This is a genomic window from Nocardia sp. NPDC127579 (assembly GCF_042672005.1).
Taxonomy (GTDB): domain Bacteria; phylum Actinomycetota; class Actinomycetes; order Mycobacteriales; family Mycobacteriaceae; genus Nocardia.
Genome location: NZ_JBHXVZ010000002.1, coordinates 355,780 through 374,220, shown reverse-complemented (window position 1 = coordinate 374,220; position 18,441 = coordinate 355,780). Strand labels below are relative to the sequence as shown.

The 18,441-nt window shown below is 67.8% G+C and carries 15 protein-coding genes; 7 read left to right on the top strand and 8 right to left on the bottom strand.

Translation table 11 applies throughout. The annotated features are described in order from the left end of the window. Nucleotides 1-86: 86 nt before the first annotated feature. Nucleotides 87-2,666, bottom strand: coding sequence for a bifunctional FO biosynthesis protein CofGH (locus tag ACFVMC_RS09285; RefSeq protein ID WP_379208461.1), 2,580 nt, complete (start codon nt 2,664-2,666; stop codon nt 87-89). Between the two features lie 275 nt (nt 2,667-2,941). Between ACFVMC_RS09285 and ACFVMC_RS09280 the strand changes: the two genes are divergently transcribed. The 3 genes from ACFVMC_RS09280 to ACFVMC_RS09270 all read left to right on the top strand — a co-directional run bounded on the left by ACFVMC_RS09280 (nt 2,942) and on the right by ACFVMC_RS09270 (nt 7,974). Continuing rightward, on the top strand, nt 2,942-3,439 hold the full coding sequence (locus ACFVMC_RS09280; RefSeq protein ID WP_379208459.1) for a PH domain-containing protein: 498 nt from the start codon (nt 2,942-2,944) through the stop codon (nt 3,437-3,439). A 22-nt stretch (nt 3,440-3,461) separates the two neighbouring features. Next, nucleotides 3,462-5,525: a PH domain-containing protein gene (locus ACFVMC_RS09275; RefSeq protein WP_379208457.1), complete on the top strand. Its 2,064-nt coding sequence runs from the start codon at nt 3,462-3,464 to the stop codon at nt 5,523-5,525. A gap of 613 nt (nt 5,526-6,138) precedes the next feature. Beyond that, nucleotides 6,139-7,974 (top strand): APC family permease, encoded by a 1,836-nt coding sequence (locus ACFVMC_RS09270; protein ID WP_379209477.1) that lies wholly within the window; start codon nt 6,139-6,141, stop codon nt 7,972-7,974. Nucleotides 7,975-8,047: 73 nt separating this feature from the next. Here ACFVMC_RS09270 and ACFVMC_RS09265 read toward each other — a convergent pair whose 3' ends face one another. The 4 genes from ACFVMC_RS09265 to mshB form a co-directional block, all read right to left on the bottom strand. Continuing rightward, entirely contained in the window at nt 8,048-8,521 is a 474-nt protein-coding gene (locus tag ACFVMC_RS09265; RefSeq protein ID WP_379208455.1) for a hypothetical protein, read from the bottom strand. Continuing rightward, on the bottom strand, nt 8,518-8,676 hold the full coding sequence (locus ACFVMC_RS09260; RefSeq protein WP_379208454.1) for a hypothetical protein: 159 nt from the start codon (nt 8,674-8,676) through the stop codon (nt 8,518-8,520). The genes ACFVMC_RS09265 and ACFVMC_RS09260 overlap by 4 nt, the downstream gene beginning before the upstream one ends. A 17-nt stretch (nt 8,677-8,693) precedes the next feature. Next, nucleotides 8,694-10,172 carry an amino acid permease gene (locus tag ACFVMC_RS09255; protein ID WP_379208452.1) on the bottom strand — a complete coding sequence of 493 codons (1,479 nt, stop codon included), beginning with the start codon at nt 10,170-10,172 and terminating at the stop codon, nt 8,694-8,696. Between the two features lie 92 nt (nt 10,173-10,264). Further along, entirely contained in the window at nt 10,265-11,188 is a 924-nt protein-coding gene (gene mshB, locus ACFVMC_RS09250; protein ID WP_379208450.1) for an N-acetyl-1-D-myo-inositol-2-amino-2-deoxy-alpha-D-glucopyranoside deacetylase, read from the bottom strand. 184 nt (nt 11,189-11,372) lie between these two features. Between mshB and ACFVMC_RS09245 the strand changes: the two genes are divergently transcribed. After that, entirely contained in the window at nt 11,373-11,588 is a 216-nt protein-coding gene (locus ACFVMC_RS09245) for a hypothetical protein (protein WP_379208448.1), read from the top strand. A 95-nt stretch (nt 11,589-11,683) separates the two neighbouring features. On the opposite strand, the gene ACFVMC_RS09240 is transcribed toward ACFVMC_RS09245, so the two are convergent. Continuing rightward, the gene (locus ACFVMC_RS09240; RefSeq protein WP_379209476.1) at nt 11,684-13,429 is read right to left on the bottom strand and encodes an ABC transporter family substrate-binding protein; all 1,746 of its coding nucleotides are present in this window, start codon (nt 13,427-13,429) and stop codon (nt 11,684-11,686) included. A 70-nt stretch (nt 13,430-13,499) separates the two neighbouring features. Then, the gene (gene typA, locus ACFVMC_RS09235; RefSeq protein WP_379208446.1) at nt 13,500-15,401 is read right to left on the bottom strand and encodes a translational GTPase TypA; all 1,902 of its coding nucleotides are present in this window, start codon (nt 15,399-15,401) and stop codon (nt 13,500-13,502) included. Between the two features lie 149 nt (nt 15,402-15,550). On the opposite strand from typA, the gene ACFVMC_RS09230 reads away from it, so the two are divergent. Then, nucleotides 15,551-15,727, top strand: coding sequence for a hypothetical protein (locus tag ACFVMC_RS09230; protein WP_194815335.1), 177 nt, complete (start codon nt 15,551-15,553; stop codon nt 15,725-15,727). 21 nt (nt 15,728-15,748) lie between these two features. Further along, nucleotides 15,749-16,054, top strand: coding sequence for a 4a-hydroxytetrahydrobiopterin dehydratase (locus tag ACFVMC_RS09225; RefSeq protein WP_379208444.1), 306 nt, complete (start codon nt 15,749-15,751; stop codon nt 16,052-16,054). Here ACFVMC_RS09225 and ACFVMC_RS09220 read toward each other — a convergent pair. Then, nucleotides 15,984-17,243, bottom strand: coding sequence for a mannosyltransferase (locus ACFVMC_RS09220; protein ID WP_379208442.1), 1,260 nt, complete (start codon nt 17,241-17,243; stop codon nt 15,984-15,986). The two genes, ACFVMC_RS09225 and ACFVMC_RS09220, sit on opposite strands and share 71 nt — an antisense overlap. Before the next feature lie 387 nt (nt 17,244-17,630). Here ACFVMC_RS09220 and ACFVMC_RS09215 point away from each other — a divergent pair, with 387 nt between their 5' ends. Continuing rightward, nucleotides 17,631-18,419 carry a hypothetical protein gene (locus ACFVMC_RS09215; protein WP_379208441.1) on the top strand — a complete coding sequence of 263 codons (789 nt, stop codon included), beginning with the start codon at nt 17,631-17,633 and terminating at the stop codon, nt 18,417-18,419. Nucleotides 18,420-18,441 lie beyond the last annotated feature (22 nt).

Here is an 18,441-nt window from a genome sequence, read left to right as displayed (position 1 = left end):
GACGCCGGATGGTCCCGTCCACACCGACGTCGGCACCCTCGATCCTAGTGCCACGCACCGGGCCCGTCGTCCCCCCAGTCGCCCGGCTAACCGATAGACAGCGGCAGCGGCGCGGCGCGGCGCTCGACCGGGCCGTACACCGTGGTGCGTTCCCGGACCGGCCGCCCGATCCCGGCGGCGATCTCGACGAGTTCGGCGACCGTCTTCGCCGACCCGTGCTGCGAACCCGCCATCCGGGAGATGGTCTCCTCCATCAGCGTCCCGCCCAGATCGTTGGCGCCGCCCTCGAGCATCATGCGGGTACCCGCGGTGCCCAGTTTGACCCAGCTGGTCTGGATATTGTCGATCCGGCCGTGCAGCATGATCCGGGCCAGCGCGTGCGCGGCCCGGTTGTCCCGGATGGTCGGACCCGGCCGGGACGCGCCCGCCAGATACAGCGGAGAACTCTGGTGCACGAACGGCAGCAGCACGAACTCGGTGAAACCCCCGGTCTCGTCCTGGATTCCGCGCAGCACCCGCAGATGCCCGACCCAGTGCTTCGGATTGTCGACGTGGCCGTACATCATGGTCGAACTCGAGCGCAGGCCGATCCGATGCGCGGTGGTGATCACCTCGATCCAGGCCGAGGCGGGCAGCTTGCCCTTGGTCAGCACCCAGCGCACCTCGTCGTCCAGGATCTCCGCGGCCGTACCCGGAATCGTGTCCAGCCCCGCCTCTTTCAGCGCCACCAGCCAGTCCCGGATGCTCTGGCCGCCACGTGAGGCGCCGTTCACGATCTCCATCGGGCTGAAGGCGTGCACGTGCATGGACGGCACCCGTCGCTTCACCGCGCGCACCAGATCCGCGTAACCGGTGACCGGCAGCTCCGGATCGATACCGCCCTGCATGCAGACCTCGGTGGCGCCGTCGACATGGGCCTCCCAGGCCCGGTCGGCGACCTCGTCGGTACTCAGGGTGAACGCGTCGGCGTCGCCCTTGCGCTGCGCGAAGGCGCAGAATCGGCAGCCGGTGTAGCAGATGTTGGTGAAGTTGATGTTCCGGTTCACCACGTAGGTGACATCGTCGCCGACCACGTCGCGACGCAGCTGATCGGCAAGGGCCGCAACGGCTTCCAGGTTCGCGCCGTCCGCGGTGGCCAGCGCGAGGTACTGGTCGTCGGTGAGCCCGGCCGGATCCTGCTCGGCGGCGCGCAACGCCGCGAGCACCTCGGAGTCCAGCCGCTCCGGCGCGGTCACCGCGAGATCGCGGGCCTGTTCGCGAATCGTCTCCCAGTCGCCGAACGCGCCCGTGATCTCCTCACCCAGCCCGGAATCGCTGCGGGACTCGGTATTTCGGCCCTCGGTGTCGATCGAGGTGTTCAGATCGACGCGCCCCGCCGACTCCCAGGACTCGTCCGGCTCCTGCCAGGGCAGGCCCTTGGGCATGGCGTCCGGATTCGCCAGGCCCGTCGCCGGATCGGTGAGCGCGGCGACGTGCGCGCCGATCCGCGGATCGGTCCAGGGGTTGCCCGCGCGCACATACTTCGGATGCGCGGAGGTCCGCTCGACCAGCTCGTAGCCGGCCGCCGCGGTGATCGCGCGCAGCGTGTCCAGATTCGGCCAGGGGCGTTCGGGATTCACATGATCCGGGGTCACCGGGGAGACGCCGCCCCAATCGTCGATCCCGGCGTCGATCAGCGCGCGACACTCCTGCTCCGACACCAGATTCGGCGGGGCCTGCACCGGTACGTCGGGACCGAGCACCAGCCGGGTGACCGCGATGGTGGCCCGGAACTCGTCCATGCCCGCGTCGGGCACATCGCGCATCGCAGTGTCGTCCTTGGCCCGGAAGTTCTGGATGATGACTTCCTGGATGTGCCCGAAAGCCTTGTGCTGCTTGCGGATAGCCATGATCGACTCGGCACGCTCGAGCAGCGTCTCGCCGATGCCGACCAGAATGCCCGTGGTGTAGGGCACCGACAGGCGGCCCGCGTCGGTGATGGCGCGCAACCGGACCGCCGGATCCTTGTCCGGGCTGCCGTAATGGCAGTTGCCCTTCTCGGTGAACAGCCGGGTGGAGGTGGTCTCCAACATCATGCCCATGGACTGGGCCACCGGCTTGAGCCGCGAGATCTCCGCCCAGCTCATCACACCCGGATTCAGATGCGGCAGCAGACCGGTTTCCTCCAGCACCATGATCGACACGGCGCGCAGGTAGTCCAAGGTCGAGTCGTAGCCGCGTTCATCGAGCCACTGCGCCGCCTCCGGCCAGCGGTCCTCGGGCCGGTCACCGAGGGTGAACAGCGCTTCCTTGCAACCCAGTTCGGCGCCGCGGCGCGCGATCTCGAGCACCTCGTCCGGCTCCAGGAACATGCCCTTGCCCTCGGCGCGCAGCTTGCCCGGCACCGTCACGAAAGTGCAGTAGTGACACTTGTCGCGGCACAACCGGGTCAAAGGGATGAAGACATTGCGCGAATAGCTGATCGTCTTCGGCCGACCGGCCGACTCCAGCCCCGCGTCCCGCACGCGCGCGGCGCTGCGGCACAGATCGATGAGATCGTCGCCGCTCGCGTGCAGCAGCACGGCCGCCTCGTCCACATTCAGCGTCACACCGTCACGCGCGCGGCGCAGCGCGCGCCGCATCGCCGACGATGTGGGGGGAACACTCGGTGTCGCCAGCCCGGTCAACGCTGGACCTCGCTGACGCTCGGCTCCGCCGTGACAGGCTGTGCCGTGCCCTCGGTTCGTTCGCTGCGCTCACTCACGCCCTCGATCATGCGCTACCCATCCGGAACTGTCTCCCTCGCCTGCTCGTCAGTCACCGGACCGCCGCGTGGCACCGGCCATGAGCGGGACAACTCCGCCGCCGCGCGGCCTTATTCCCGGATTCGGACCGGGCCTGGTGAGCCTGCGATTCCACCGGGTCCGCGCCGTGCCCGCCGGAATTCGGGCAAGATGGCAAGATGTCGCAGCCGCGCACGATCCTGGCCGATCCCGCTTGGCGGCCGAGCGCGAGGGCGCGGCTGCTGTGGGCGCTCCAGGTGGGCGCGGGGTGGGTGATTCCGGTGGTGGCGCTGGCGGTCTGGGCCGTGCTCGATTCGGGACGCCGGGGTTCGGCGCTGCTGTCGCTGGTGATCGCGGTGGCGCTGGCCGCGGTGACGGTGGTCGTGGTGCCGCTGTGGCGATACGCGGTGCACCGCTGGGAGGTCACCGACGAGGCCGTGTACACCCGGGCCGGCTGGTTGACCCAGGAGAGCCGAGTCGCGCCGATCTCGCGGATCCAGACCGTCGATACCCAGCGGGGGCCGCTGGAGCGGATGCTCGGCTTGGCGACGGTCACCGTGACGACCGCGTCGTCGGCGGGGGCGGTACATATCTCCGCCCTGGATCTGCCGGTCGCCGAACAGACTGTGCGGCGTTTGACCGAGATCGCCGCACAGCATCGCGGGGACGCGACGTGAGAGCGCGCGGGCCGGAGCGGTCATGACCGGGGTCGCGGAGTCCGAGGGCTGGCTACGGCTGGACAAGCGGATGCTGCTGGTGCATCCGATCACCGAGCTGGTGAAGTTCATTCCGGTCCTGATCGGCACCGTGCTACTGGGCACCAGCAGCGGCAATCACCTGTGGAGTCTGGTGCCGCTGACCCTGATCGTGCTCTTCGCGCTCACCCGCTGGTTCACCACCAGCTACCGGGTCGGGCCGACGCACGTCGAGTTGCGCACCGGCCTGTTCCAGCGCAAGAAACTGTCGGTGCCGCGGTCGCGGATCCGATCGGTGGACATCGAGGCGGATCCACTGCGGCGGGTGCTCGGATTGGCGGTGGTGGTGATCGGCACCGGCCGAGCCACCGAGCGCGAGGACACCTGCAAACTCGATGCGCTCGACGCACGGGTGGTGCCCGGGCTACGTGCACAACTGCTCGCGCACACCTCGCAAAGCGCTGTGGCGGGACATAATTCGGCGGAATCGACGCGGACCGCCCGGGAGATCGGGCACTGGCGAGCCGCCTGGGCCCGCTACGCGCCGCTGTCACTGACGGGGTTCGCAGTCGTCGCGCCGGTCGTGGGTTTCGGTTTCCAGTACGGGCTGGGCGAGCTGCTGTTCGAATCCGAAGCGGCACAGCACCTCGGCGAGGGCGGCGTCGCGGTCCTGCTGCTCGCCGCGCTGGCGCTGCTCGTCGCGATCGTGCTGGTGGTCAGCCTCGCCGCCTGGACCCGCTACCTCATCACCTATCACGGGCTCCAGATCCTCGACAACGGCCACACCCTGCACGTACGCCACGGCCTGTTCACCACCCGCCAGATCACCATGGACCTGGCCCGCTTCCGCGGCGCCACCGTGCGCGAACCCCTTCTCCTGCGCCTGGCCGGCGCCGCCGAACTCGAAGCCGTCATGGTCGGCGAGAAACCCAAACTGAAACTGCTCCCCCAAGCACCCCGAGCCGCCGTCGAGCGCACGCTCGCCGAACTGCTGGAACCCCGCCGCAGATCAACCGATACTGTTGCAGTACAGCATGATTCGTTCGCCATAGGACACAGTGGCCGCATCGATGCGGCATCGACACCACCGAACCGCCCCGGTTCGCCGAGCACGGCACCTGCCGAAGTCGTTGTCCAACAAGAACATTCATATCCACAGCCGGCCTCAGGAGACCCGACAGCCCCGTCAGCAGCTGCGCGGCCAGCCAGACCGGAAACCACAACCTCACCGGCAACGGCTGAACAACAGGCCAGGCCAGACAACACAGCCCCAGCGACAACAGCTGCGCGGCAGGCCGGACTGGGCACCACAATCTCACCCGCAACGGCTGGGCGGCAGGTCGGACCCGACACAACGGACCCCGCGACAACAACCACACAGCAAGCCGGACCAGACAACTCAGCCCCAACGGCTGCGGCAGCACGACGGGCAGGACCCGATACAACAGCCTCGGCACCAGCGGCGGCGCGGCAGGCCGGGCAGGACGCGACAGCGCGATCCGCCGACGGCACCCTGACGGCGGTCGACCCTGGACAGCGCGCGTCGCCGCTCGGAGCGGGAATCCCCCGGACCACCGCGCAGACCAGTGCACCGCTGACTCCCCATGGCCCCGTCGCCCGAAGACGGCGCTACACCCGCGCACTGATCCCGGCAGTCCTGCTGGTTCTCGCCTGGCTGGTGCTCGGTCTGATCGACGCGCCGCTCTCGCCCTGGTGGCTGGCAGTACCTGCGCTCATGGCACTCGCCGCCCTCCCGCTTGCCGAGGATCGGTATCGCGGACTCGGGCACACCGTCATCCCGGCGACCACCACCGCCCCGGCCTGGCTGATCACCCGCTCCGGTTCCCTGGACCGCACCCGCGACTGCCTGGAGGCCCCCGGCATCATCGGCTGGACTGTGCGCCAATCCTTCTGGCAGCGCAGGGCCGGCGTCGCCACCGTCGTCGCCGCCACCGCCGCAGGCCGAAAACGCTACTCGATCATCGACCTCCCCCTCGACCAGGCCCACCCCCTGATCGAATCGATGACACCTGGGCAACTCGGTGCTCGACACACCGTAGACGGCTGACTTCACACGCCTTTTCGTCACTGCACACACGCATCTGCATGTGCACAGTGACGAATAGGCGTGTGGAGTGCTCGAGCAGTTGCTTCCGGGGCGGCCTAAATGCCCCCTCCTGGAAGGGAACAGGATGTGCTGGGCACGTCGAGTGACCTACCGGACTTACCTCCACGGCACCATCGTCCCCTGGAAAATCTCGAGGGGCCCCGCCGTGGTCCGGTTCAGAACCTCCAAGAACACTGTCCGAACACGATCTCAACGCGCCCGCCGCAATGACACACAGCTGTCCTAGCGACATCACCCATGCAAATTTGTGTGTACTGAGGTGGAATCGGGTGTGGGATGGCGAGAACGGCACGAGGCCACGCTGCCCTGCGACGAGAACTGCGCAAAGTCACGCTGTCCTCCGACGAAGAACCGCGAGATCCCGACACCGCGCAACAAGAACCACTCGGCGTCGCGGCCCCCTGCGACAAACGGCGCGAGGTCGCACAGCCCTCCGGTGAGAACCGCGCGAGATCCCGGAGCCCGGCAGCGAGAACGGCGCGCGGTTGCGGTGGAATCGCCGGTGCGGGTGTCGCTGAGTGATTGCTGCGGGCTGGCCGCGTTCAATTGGTTCGTGGTCGACATGGTGGAGTCGCGGGGGAAAGAGGTGACGGTCGCTGATCCGCGGGTGCGGCGGATGCAGCGAGGAGATAAGTATCGGCTGACGGCGGTGGGCGGGTTGGCGGCGTTGTCGCTGGATGCGCTGTCGAGTGTGGCCTATGGCCCCGAGGCGATCGTCTTGGTGCTGGTGGTGGCCGGGGCGGGGGCGGTGTCGTGGGCCCTGCCGGTAGCCGGTGTGATCGCTCTGCTGTTGCTCGTACTGGTGCTGTCGTACCGGCAGGTTATCGCGGTGCATCCGGATGGGGGCGGGTCGTATGCGGTGGCCAAGCGGCATCTGGGGCGGTTCCCGGCGCTGCTGGCGGCGGCGAGCCTGGTGGTCGACTACGTGCTGACCGTCGCGGTGAGTTTGGCGGCCGGCGCGGCGAGCCTGGTCAGCGCGTTCCCGGCGCTCGACGGTCACCTGCTGACGCTCACGCTGATCGGTTTGGCGCTGCTGACCGTGCTCAATCTGATCGGTGTCGCGGAATCGGCGAAAGTGCTGATGGCGCCGGCGTTCCTGTTCATCGCCCTGATGGTCGCCGTCATCGTCACCGGCCTGCTCCGCAGTGCGCCGGTGGCCGTCGTCGGCACCGACCGGGCACCGTTCCCGATCCTGGAGGCGGTCGGAATCCTGTTGCTGCTCAAGGCTTTCGCCGCGGGCTGCTCGGCACTCACCGGTGTCGAGGCGATCGCCAACGCGGTGCCGTCGTTCCGCAGTCCGGCGGTACGGCGCGCACAGCACACCGAGGTGGCGCTCGGGGTGCTGCTCGGTGTCCTGCTGCTCGGACTGGCCTGGCTGATCCGCCGTCACGAGGTGGTCCCGCGCGGCGGCGTCACCGTTCTGGCCCAGCTCGCGGCGGCCGCGTTCGGCACCGGCTGGTTGTACTACCTCACCAATCTGGTGGTCACCGTGGTCCTGGTGCTGGCCGCCAACACCAGTTTCGGCGGGCTGCCGGTGCTGCTGTCGCTGCTCGCGAAGGACCGCCGTCTGCCCTCGCTGTTCGCCATGCGTTCCGAACGCCCGGTCTACCGTTACGGTGTCGCGGCGCTGGCGGTGACGGCAGGATCGATCCTGGTGATCGTCGACGCCGACACGCACCGCCTGCTGCCCCTGTACGCGATCGGTGTCTTCATCGGATTCACCATCAGCCAAACGGGTTTGGTGCGGCACTGGTACCGGGAACGCGGCCGCGGCTGGGTTACCCGCTCGGCGCTCAACGGTTTCGGCGCGACACTCACCTGTGTCGCGGGCGTCGTGCTGCTGGCCGAGAAGTTCCATGAGGGTGCCTGGCTGCTGCTGATCATCGTGCCCGCCTTGATCATGCTGTTCGCCCGCACCGAGAACTACTATCGCGCGGTGGCGCGCACCCTGCGCCTGGGCAGTGTGCCGCCGCCGCTTCGGCTCACACCGGATTCCGATCCGCTGGTACTCGTCCCGGTCGTCGCGATGAGCGAGGTCACCGTCCGCGCGCTGGAAACCGCGCTGCGTATGCACGGTGAGATCCGCGCGGTCGCCGCCGAGATCGAGCGGTCGAAGACCGAACACCTCAGCGCCCTCTGGCAGGAATGGCATCCCGGGATTCCACTCGTGGTGCTCCCCTGCCCGCACCGCAACCTGGTGGCCACCCTCACCGCCTATGTCCGCAAGGAAACCGCGACCGGCCGCCCGGTCACTGTGCTCCTCGCCCAGGTGGAACCCACCCATTGGCGCCACCGCGTCTTCCACAATCCGCGCGGCCCGGTCCTGGCCACCGCCCTGCGCGTACGGACCGACGCGGTCGTAGCCACCATGGCGATCCGCGTCGACTGACAGCCATGGCCACGACGGCCGTCGGCATCGGCTGACGGCAGTCCGCGTCCACCGTCAGGACCACCCACGTCCGCTAACGGGCAGGGTTCCAGCGCAGCAGCGCGTAGAGCAGTGGCGGTATCACGCCGCCGAGGAACAGCAGCAGGGTCGACCAGTTGCTCAGCAGCATGAGGTCACCGCCGGGGCCGGGGATCGTGCAGACGAAGAACCCGAATGCCCACGCGAGCAAGGGCAGCAGCATGATCCGGATGCTGTCGGTCAGGGTGGCCATCGCGGCGACCAGGAGCACGTTCAGTACGGCGGCCAGCGCGGCGGTCAGCGGGAATGGGGTGGCACCGCCGGTGCCGGCGATGGCGAAGTCGGCGGCCACGACGGCCGCTTCCGGGGCGGGCAAACCGGAGCGCCCCAGATAGAACGGCAGATACAGCACCTCGACCGCGAGCGTGAACAACCCGCTCACGACCAGCAGCGTCATGAGCACCCGGCGGGGCGCGCGCTCGGCAGGGTCCGCGTCGGGCGCGACGCGGGTTCCGACGGTGGCCGTCACTGGACCGGCGGGAAGCCGAGCAGGGTCAGCAGATGACTCTGCATCTCCGCGAAGGTGTGCAGCGCGGACATGTACAGCTCGTGTTGAGCGGGCCAATTCGGGCGCATGCTCTCCACGAAGGCCGCGATGGCGTTCTGCAAGTCCCAGTTGTACACAGTGCGAGTCTACGGGGCTAGCGCGGTTCGCCGTCCATGGGGAGATTGGCGACCACGGGGAACCGGCCGGTGTGGCCGTCGCGTCGCGCGGCGATGGCAAGGACGCGTTTGCGGGCCGCGAACCAGCCGATGATCAGGGCCGGGACGATGAAGACCAGGGCGGCGACGGTCCAGGTGCCGATCGGGCGGTCGAAGGCCATCAGCACCACCACGAATCCCAGGAAGATCAGTGTGAGCACGCCGGTGTAGGGCGCGCCGATCATCCGGAACGCGGGCCGCTCGGCCCGGCCCTGCTTCCACCACCGGTACAGCTGCAACTGGCACAGCACGATGGTGGCCCAGGAGGAGACGATGCCCAGCGAGGCCAGGTTCAGCACGATCTCGAAGGCCTGGTCGGGGACGATGCCGTTGAGCGCGATACCGAACAGTGCGATCAGGCTGGTGAGCAGGATGCCGCCGTAGGGCACACCGTTACGGCCCATGACGCCGGTGAACTTCGGTGCGCTGCCGTTCATCGACATCGAGCGCAGGATGCGCCCGGTCGAGTAGAGGCCGGCGTTGAGGCTGGAGAACGCGGCGGTGAGCACCACCAGGTTCATCACGCTGCCGATCCCGGGGACACCGAGCGCGCTGAAAAAGGTGACGAACGGGCTCTCGCTGCCCTTGTAGGCGGTGTAGGGCAGCAGCAGCCCGAGCAGCACCACCGAGCCGACGTAGAAGATCGCGATGCGGAAGATCACGGAGTTGATCGCGCGCGGCATGATCTGCTCGGGATTCTCGGTCTCCCCGGCGGCGGTGCCGACGAGTTCGACTGCCGCGTAAGCGAATACGACGCCGGAGGTGACCAGGACGAGGGGCAGCAGGCCGGTCGGGAAAAGGCCGCCGTGTTCGGCGACCACCGTCGGCCCGGTCGCCTCGCCCTGCACGGTGAATCGGCCGAGCAGGAAGATGGTGCCGACGATGAGGAAAGCGCTGAGCGCGAATACCTTCACCAGCGCGGCCCAGAACTCCATCTCACCGAACCACTTCACCGACATGAGGTTGATGCCGAGCACGATGACGAGCGCCACCAGCGCCAGTACCCACTGCGGTATGGCCGAGAACCCGGCCCAGTAGTGGAAGTACTTCGCGATGGCGGTGGTGTCGGCGATACCGGTCATGGACCAGTTCAGGAAGTACATCCAGCCGGCCACGAAAGCGGCCTTCTCGCCGAAGAATTCGCGCGCGTAGGAGACGAACGACCCGGACGACGGCCGGTGCAGCACCAATTCGCCCAGGGCCCGCAGGATCAGGAAGGCGAAGACGCCGCATACCGCGTAGACCAGGAACAGGCCCGGTCCGGCGCTGGCGAGCCGTCCGCCCGCGCCCAGGAACAGGCCGGTGCCGATGGCGCCGCCGATCGCGATCATCTGCAGCTGTCGCGGCTTGAGGCTCTTGTGATAGCCGTGATCCTCGACGCCGAGGTAGTTCGTCTCGCTGTCGTCGACTGCCGTCATGAACGGTGCTTTCCTCCGCGTCGAACGGGTGTGAACGAAGGAACCCTACCCGAGCCGCGAACGATTCAGCACACACCTAGCTATCGGATTGATCAGCGAATTTCAGCAAATCGCGCAATACCGGCAAACAGATCGTGCTCGCGGCCGTCGGCCCCGGTCGGGCCGCGCTCACCACGCACCAGCACAAAGTGCTCCTCGGGCAGCACCGGCTGGGCGACATTGTTCGACAGCGCGAATTCGCGTCCGGCGGCCGCCACCGTGACCTGGGTCGCGTGCGCGCGCAGCGCGGCCCGCTTGGCGGCCAGCGCATCCGAGACATCGACGGTCGTGGTGACCGTCGAGCTGGGCACGCAGGCAAGTTCGTTCTCGGCGGGCAGGCGCCAGCCCCGCGGCAGCGCCCCGGGCAGGCCGTCGACGGTGCGCCGGGCCAGCGCCGTGGTGTGCAAGCGCAGGATGTCGGCGTCGGTCACGGTCCAATAGAACTTCGGTGTGTCCCAGCCCTTTTCGGCCGCCGCACGCACGGCCGCAGTTGTGATCTCATGTGCGCGAATGTGATCCGGATGGCCGTAACCACCCTTCGGGTCGTAGCCGACCACCACATCGGGCCGCAGCTCCAGCACGATCTCGGTGAGCGCGTCCACGGCAGCAGCGCCGGAATTGACGAAGGCCCGCGGATGCGCTGCCGACGGCGTACCCGCCATCCCGGAATCCCGCCAGCGCCCCGCGCCACCGAGGAACCTGGGCGCGTCCACATCCAAAGCCGCCAGCGCGGCGGTCAATTCGGCGATCCGGTAGCCGCCGAGCTGGTCGGCCTCCTCGGCGACCAGCCGCGCCCACCGCTCGCCGATCACCTCCCCCTCCTCGCCCAGCGTGCAGGTGACCACCGTGACCGGAACGCCCAGGCGACGATAGTGCGCGATGGTGCCGCCGGTGGTGATGGATTCGTCATCCGGGTGCGCGTGCACCAGTAGCAACCCGCCGGTGCGGCCGACAGCAGATTCCGTGCGCGCCTTCACGCTGCGGAACTCTACCGCAATCGGCCGACAGCCCGCGCAAGCAAAGCCGCAAATCCAATATTCGATTCTGGCGCAGCATATCGTCGGCAACCGAACCGGCCTTGTTTCGCCAATTTCGACCTGTTAATGTCCGAAACAGGTGAGCGGGCAACAAAGTTCGCTCATGTGGAGGGAGAACAACCGTATGCGCATCCTTGCGTCGCTATCGGCACCACTGATCATCGCCGGAGGAGTACTGGCCGCCGCCGGCCCCGCTTCAGCGGATGATTTCACCAGCACCTGCTACTACACGGATTCGGCGTGCCAAAGCGCCGCCAAGGCAAAGTGCCCGGACACCTACAAAATCGTCCTCCGGAACGATGGATCCAATCTCGAAGACTGGTTCTGCGTCAGGTTGTGATATCCGACCCCGATTATTCCGGTTTCGGCAAGATAATTGGGAATAGTCGAACAGGGAACGAGTAGATAGCCAGAGCTATTTACTCGTTTCCATGTTCAGTCACGAACCCTGCGCCACATCGCCGCGCTTCCGAAGATGCCGACCTGAATGGCGCCACTCAACGACGCGCCGTCCACCCTGGGCCCGGACGCGGCCACGAGATTGTCCTGCGCGATCGGCAGCACCGAGGACAGCGCCCACAGCCTCGGCTCGGCCTCGGCCAAGGTCCGGCCGACATCGATACCGCGCAGTGCCGCATCGATACTCGGCTGCAAACCCGGATCGCAGATGCCGGACAGATTGCTCGGCGCCCGCTTGTCCGATTCGACGATGGTCTGCGAATCCGCTTGGCTCCCGGTGTCCACCGGCGCACAGCCGTATCGAGACGCGAGCACCGTCGCCGGATCCGCGCCCACCGCCTCCCAGCCGACGATCGCGTCCACGCCGCTGTCCGCGATCTCCTTGCCGTACAACGCATCCGCGGTGAGGCTGCGCACGCTGGCATCGATTCCGGCACTACGCAATTGATCCGCGGCGGTATTGGCGACCGCGAGCGCGGTCAGGTCGCTGACGACCGCGCCGATCCGAATGACCAGTGCCTTACCATTTTTCGCGACCGACCGGGGTTGCGGCGCGGGCGAGGTCGGCGAGTCGACCGGAGGCAGCTCCGGAGCGCGGACATAGCCTGCCTCACCGAGCAGCGCGAAGGCCTCGTCCATGGACGGCCGGGGCGGCGAGGTCGGGACATACCCGGGCTCGGACGGGGCGAGTACCTGCGCACGAGCCGGTTCCACCCAGCCGCCGGTCTGGCCGGCGACCGTGGCCAGCAAGGCCGGATCCAGCAGCGCCAGCACACCGCGCCGAACCCGCGGATCGCCGAGATCGCCACTGCGACCGTTGATCACGTACTGCAATTCCCTCGACTGCGGTGTGATCGCCGAACGTACCGAGGGGATGGCGGCCAGCTGTGCCTGCGTCGCGACGCCGCCATGCACCAGCGCGATCTGGGCATCACCGGTACGCAGCGAATCGGCGACCTGCGCGGGTGTTCCACCCCGGCGCAGCAGAATCTGATCCGGCGCGGCCGGTGTACCCCAGTAGCGATCGTTGCGCACGAGCTGGATCTCGTCACGACCCTCGTCGATGTTCTTGATCGCGAACTGACCGCCGGACACCCGGGTCCGCATCCCCCACCCGTCCTGGAAACCACCCGGGGAGTCCTTCATCAGATGCGACGGCAACAAGTCCGTGAACAGCTCGCGCCAGGCGAGGTACTCCCCGCGCATCGTGACGGTGACGACTTTGCCACCGGCGGAGGAGTTCACATCCGAGATCAGCCGGTAGCCCGCCGGATCGACGACACCGGGCTGGGTGATCATCTGCTGCCAGAGGAACCGGAAATCCTCGGCGGCGATCGGCGCACCGTCGGACCAGTTGGCCTCGTTGCGCAGCGTGTAGGTGATGGTGAACGGCTCTTGCAGCGTGACCTCGGCCGAGACCAGCAGCGCGGTGTCGGCCACCCACGCGGTGGCGCCGGGCACCGCCGGATCGGGCATCGGCCGGAACGGGCTCGGTAACACCGTCGAACTGACCGCCGAGGTGGCCGGTGACTGATCGGACCGCAGATGCGGATTGAATCCGATGCCGATGTCATCGATGGCCACCACGACGGTGTTCTTATCCGGTTTGGCCGGTGTCGTTTTCGGGCTGTCGGTGCTCTCGATCGGTGGTGGCGGATTCGCGGTGCACCCGGCGGCGAGCACCGAGACCGATGCCGCCACCAGGACCGCTATCGCGCGCATCGTGGCGCGCCGTACCCCCGTGCTCACACGCCGCACTCTACCTCGCTCGCTTTCGCGGAGCCGCCGGGTATTACTGGGCGGCGGCGCGGTCGCGAGCCTTGCGCCGGGACAGTTCCCGGCCGCGTTCGGTGGCCCCCAGGGTGACCTTGCGCACACGCACGATCTCCGGGGTCACCTCGACGCACTCGTCGTCGGCGCAGAACTCCATGGCGCCTTCGAGATCGAGCTGCAGCGGCTTGGCCAGGGTCTCCATCACGTCGGCGGTCGAGCTGCGCATATTGGTCAGCTTCTTCTCGCGGGTGACGTTGATGTCGAGATCCTCGGCGCGCGGGTTGATTCCGACGACGTGACCCTCGTAGGTCTCCGCGCCGGGCTCGACGAAGAACTGCCCGCGGTCGGCCAGCTGGATCATGGCGAACGGGGTCACCGATCCGGCACGGTCGGAGACCAGCGCGCCGGTGTGGCGGGCCCGGATCTCACCGGCCCACGGCGCATAGCCGTGGAATACGGCGTTGGCAATGCCGGTGCCGCGGGTCTCGGTGAGGAACAGCGTGCGGAAACCGATCAGGCCGCGCGAGGGGACGATGAACTCCATCCGCACCCAACCGGCGGCGTGGTTGTTCATCTGCACCATCTTGCCCTTGCGGGCGGCCATCAGCTGGGTGATGCCGCCGAGGTGCTCCTCCGGGCAGTCGATGGTCAGCTCTTCGAACGGCTCGTGCACCTTGCCGTCGACCTGCTTGGTCACCACCTGCGGCTTGCCGACGGTGAGCTCGAAGCCCTCGCGGCGCATCTGCTCGACCAGGATGGCCAGCGCCAGCTCACCGCGGCCCTGCACCTCCCAGGCGTCGGGGCGGCCGATGTCGAGCACACGCAGCGAGACGTTGCCGACCAGTTCCTGATCCAGGCGCGACTTCACCATGCGGGCGGTCAGCTTGTGGCCCTGCACCCGGCCGACCAGCGGCGAGGTGTTGGTGCCGATGGTGACCGAGATGGCCGGCTCGTCGACCGTGATCCGGGGCAGTGCCACCGGGTTCTCCACATCGGCGAGGGTGTCGCCGATCATGATGTCCTCGATGCCCGCGACCGCGACGATGTCACCGGCCACGGCGACCTCGCCGGGCTGACGCTCGACGCCGATGGTCTGCAGCAGTTCGGTGATCTTGACGGTCTTGACGCCGTCACCGTGCATCCAGGCCACGTTCTGGCCCTTGCGCAGTTCGCCGTTGTGGATGCGGACCAGGCCGAGGCGGCCGAGGAAGGGCGAGGCGTCGAGGTTGGTGACGTGCGCCTGCAGCGGCTTGGAGGCATCGCCCTTGGGGGCCGGGATGTTGTTGAGCAGGACGTCGAACAGCGCGTCGAGGTTCTCGGCGTCGGGCGCGGAGCCGTTCTCCGGGCGCTCCTTGGAGGCCTTGCCCTCGCGGCCCGAGGCGTAGAGGACCGGCAGGTCCAGCGCCAGTTCCGCGGCTTCGGCGGCCTCGTCGTCGAGATCGGAGGCGAGATCGAGCAGCAGGTCGTGGCTCTCCTCGACGACCTCTTCGATCCGCGCGTCGGGGCGGTCGGTCTTGTTCACGACCAGGATGACCGGCAGCTTCGCCGAGAGCGCCTTGCGCAGCACGAAGCGGGTCTGCGGCAGCGGCCCCTCGGAGGCGTCGACCAGCAGCACGACACCGTCGACCATGGACAGGCCGCGCTCGACCTCACCACCGAAGTCGGCGTGGCCGGGGGTGTCGATCACGTTGATGACGGTGACGGAGCCGTCGCCGTGGTGGCGGTGCACCGCGGTGTTCTTGGCGAGAATGGTGATGCCCTTCTCGCGCTCCAGGTCACCGGAGTCCATGACCCGGTCGACCAGCTCGGCCCGTTCGGCGAATGCCCCGGACTGCCGCAGCATGGCGTCGACCAGCGTCGTCTTGCCGTGGTCGACGTGGGCCACGATGGCGACGTTGCGAAAATCGCGCGCAGACGACACGCTGAATCCTCCTGCTGTTGGTATGGGTGACCGGGCCCTGCAAACAGGTGGCGAAGAAACTCACCTGGGGTCGCGGCCAGGTGATACCTTACCGGCTATCCCGTGTCCCCATCGCGTCCGGCTCCCACACTTAGGGTATGCTAACCAATGTGGGCAAGGTGAAAGCCAAGAAGGTTTCCAAGCTGAAACCCAAGAAGAAATGCTGCCGTAAGAAGACGCGCTGCATCAAATGCCCTGTTGTCATCATGCGGATGAAGAAGGCCGAAGCGGCCGGCTGCTGTGGCAAAGACCTCAAGAAAGCTCTGAAACTAGCGCGCGCCGCGTAGCGAATTGGGTACAACCGGGTCATGAGCACCCCACTGCTTTCCGACACCGAACTCACCGAGGCGCTGGCGAGCCTGGACGGCTGGTCCCGCTCCGGCGACAGCATCACCCGCACCCTTCGGGCCACCTCGTTCCCGGCCGGAATCGAGCTGGTCGGTCAGATCGCCGAGATCGCCGAGACGATGAATCACCACCCCGATATCGACATCCGCTGGCGCTCGCTCACCTTCACGCTGTCCACCCACGATTCGGGCGGCCTCACGAAGCTGGATATCGCGCTGGCTCGGGAGATCGATCGGCTGGCGGAGCAATCCGGCGCGACCGACTGACCCATATCACCCAGACGAAGAGCACCAGCACACCGAACAGGTCCACCGCGCCGAGCCAGGCCAGCCAGCCCGGCCGGGACACATCCCAGATCGAGGGCTGCGCGAACGACAGCACCCACGGCACGCCGACCAGCATGGTGACCAACCAGAAGCCGGCCAGCCAGCGTGCGCCCGGCGCGCGGCGCAGCGGGCCGTACACCAGCCACAGCACCGTCGGCAGCAGCCAGACGAAATGGTGCGACCAGGAAATAGGCGAGATCATCAGGCCGAACAACTGCACGATGATCAGCGTGCCCAGCCGGTCGTCGGGGCCGAGCGTGCGCCAGGCGCAGATCCCGAGCGCCGCGACCACCAGCACACCGGCGAGATACCAGGGACCGGTCTGCACGTCGTAGCCGACGATCCGGCTCAGCGCGCCGCGCATCGACTGATTCCACACCGAGCCCACGGGACCGATCCGGTCCGCGTCGCCGAGCAGCGTGCCGAAGTAGCGCTGGGCTTCCCGGCGGTTGATCAGGAAGCTCACCCCGACCGTCAGGCCGAACGCGACCGCCGAGAACACCGCGGCCCCCCAGCGCCGCCGGGCGAGGAAATACAGACCGGTGATCGCCGGGGTCAGCTTGATCCCGGCGATGATGCCGACCAGTCCGCCCGACACCCACCAGCGCGAGCTGCGCGCGGCGAGCATGGCGCCCAGCACAAGGAAGACATTGACCTGTCCGTAGTCGATGGTGGTACGCACCGGCTCCAGCCACACCCCGACCGCGGTCCAGCCGACCGCGGCTGCCCGCCAGGCGGTTTCGCGCAGCCGCTCGCGGCCGAGCAACAACTCCAGGCTGATTCGCACGATGCCGTAGAGCGCGGCCACCGTGGCCAGCAGCCAGCCGATCGCGATCACCGTGAACGGCAGGAAATGCAGCGGATAGAACACCAGCGCCGCGAACGGCGGATAGGTGAACGGCAGCGGAAAGTCCGGCGTCTTCTCCGAATAGGTGTAGTCGTAGAGCCGATCGGTGAGCAAGGAGGCCGACCCGTCCACGTAGACGTGCAGGTCGACGAGGTTCATCCCGTTCTCCGACAACAGCATCCACAGCATGCGCGCCAGCACGGACAGGCCGAGGGCCAGCACCGCCCAGCGCAGACGGGCGGCGGCCGGACGGTCGGGCGGCCGAACGCTGTCTGGGGTCACGTCGCAGGCTTTCGAGTCGGTGCGGGAGGCAAGGGATTTCCCGCGAGGTGTTCGGGCGTTCGTCGGCAGGGTCGGAAAACTCCGACTACATTAACCGCAGCGCGAAGGCCCACAAGGCGGACGCCCCGGTAGGACCACCCATCAGGGCCCTATAGTGATGCCCGGCGTAGACCCCCGGCGCCGTGAAATAGCTGATAACATCCGCATCACACTTCACTCCAGTAACACCGCATCGCGCACGGTTCCGCCCACACGATTCGTCCCGAGCGCACGACTCGGACACCGCAGCTGTACAACTCGGTGACCTTGTCTTTAGAGTGACCCCGAAACGATGGGTTTTCACCCCCGTCGCTCCAGATGTACCCGAAGGTAAGGACGGCTAGACCAGTGCTTCGCAACCGAGGATCGCGGATCGCATTGACCGCTCTCGCCCTGGCCGCGAGTGCTTCACTCGCTGCGCCCACCGCTATTGCGGCCCCGGCGCCCGCGTCCACCGCGGTTTCGAACGAGATTCCCATCGTGCCCGAGGGCGTTCCGGTGGACGCGCTCGCCGCGCTGGCGCCGGCCATCGTCGGCACGATCGCCAGCCCGGCCAAGGACATCGCCGAAGGCGGCGCCCAGAACGCGATTCTGGCGCAGGCGAAGGCACTGCTGGCCACGCTGAATCTGCCCCCGCAGATCAAGGCCACACTGGAACGCGTCATCAAGTTCCTCGACGGCAGCGGCGGCGGCGGCCCGGAGCTGCCCGAGGACGGCCCGGTGATCGCGCAGTTCCTGTACCCGAGCATCGGCAAGGGCTGCATCAGCGCCAGCGCCGACTCGGTCGGCACCACGCTCGCGGTGCCCGGCCCGGCCCAGCTGCCCCCGCCCGGCCCGCAGGCCGGTCAGACCGGTTTCGTGTTCACCGCCCTCGGCACCAAGTCGCCGACCGCGGTGCAGAAGGCCCCGATGACGGTCCAGTGGGTCAACCTGAACACCGGCAAGACCGGCGTGCAGAACCTGACCGACGACGCCAAGATCAACCCGGACGGCCCGGCCACTCTCTCGGCCATCGCCGACACCGGTTCCGGCCGTATCGTCGCCGTGGTCGGTGGTTCGCTGACCACCCAGGCCGCCGACGCCGAACCGCGCACCTGCACCTTCCTGCCGATGCTCGGATTCTTCAACGTCGCCTGATTTCCGACCGAAGCCCGGTGGC

What these genes read in the sequence shown, in the direction of transcription:
- ACFVMC_RS09240 (WP_379209476.1), bottom strand. Translation starts at nt 13,429, where the DNA reads ATGCGCGCGATAGCGGTCCTGGTGGCGGCATCGGTCTCGGTGCTCGCC.
- ACFVMC_RS09255 (WP_379208452.1), bottom strand. Translation starts at nt 10,172, where the DNA reads ATGACGGCAGTCGACGACAGCGAGACGAACTACCTCGGCGTCGAGGAT.
- ACFVMC_RS09280 (WP_379208459.1), top strand. Translation starts at nt 2,942, where the DNA reads ATGTCGCAGCCGCGCACGATCCTGGCCGATCCCGCTTGGCGGCCGAGC.
- ACFVMC_RS09245 (WP_379208448.1), top strand. Translation starts at nt 11,373, where the DNA reads ATGCGCATCCTTGCGTCGCTATCGGCACCACTGATCATCGCCGGAGGA.
- ACFVMC_RS09275 (WP_379208457.1), top strand. Translation starts at nt 3,462, where the DNA reads ATGACCGGGGTCGCGGAGTCCGAGGGCTGGCTACGGCTGGACAAGCGG.
- ACFVMC_RS09225 (WP_379208444.1), top strand. Translation starts at nt 15,749, where the DNA reads ATGAGCACCCCACTGCTTTCCGACACCGAACTCACCGAGGCGCTGGCG.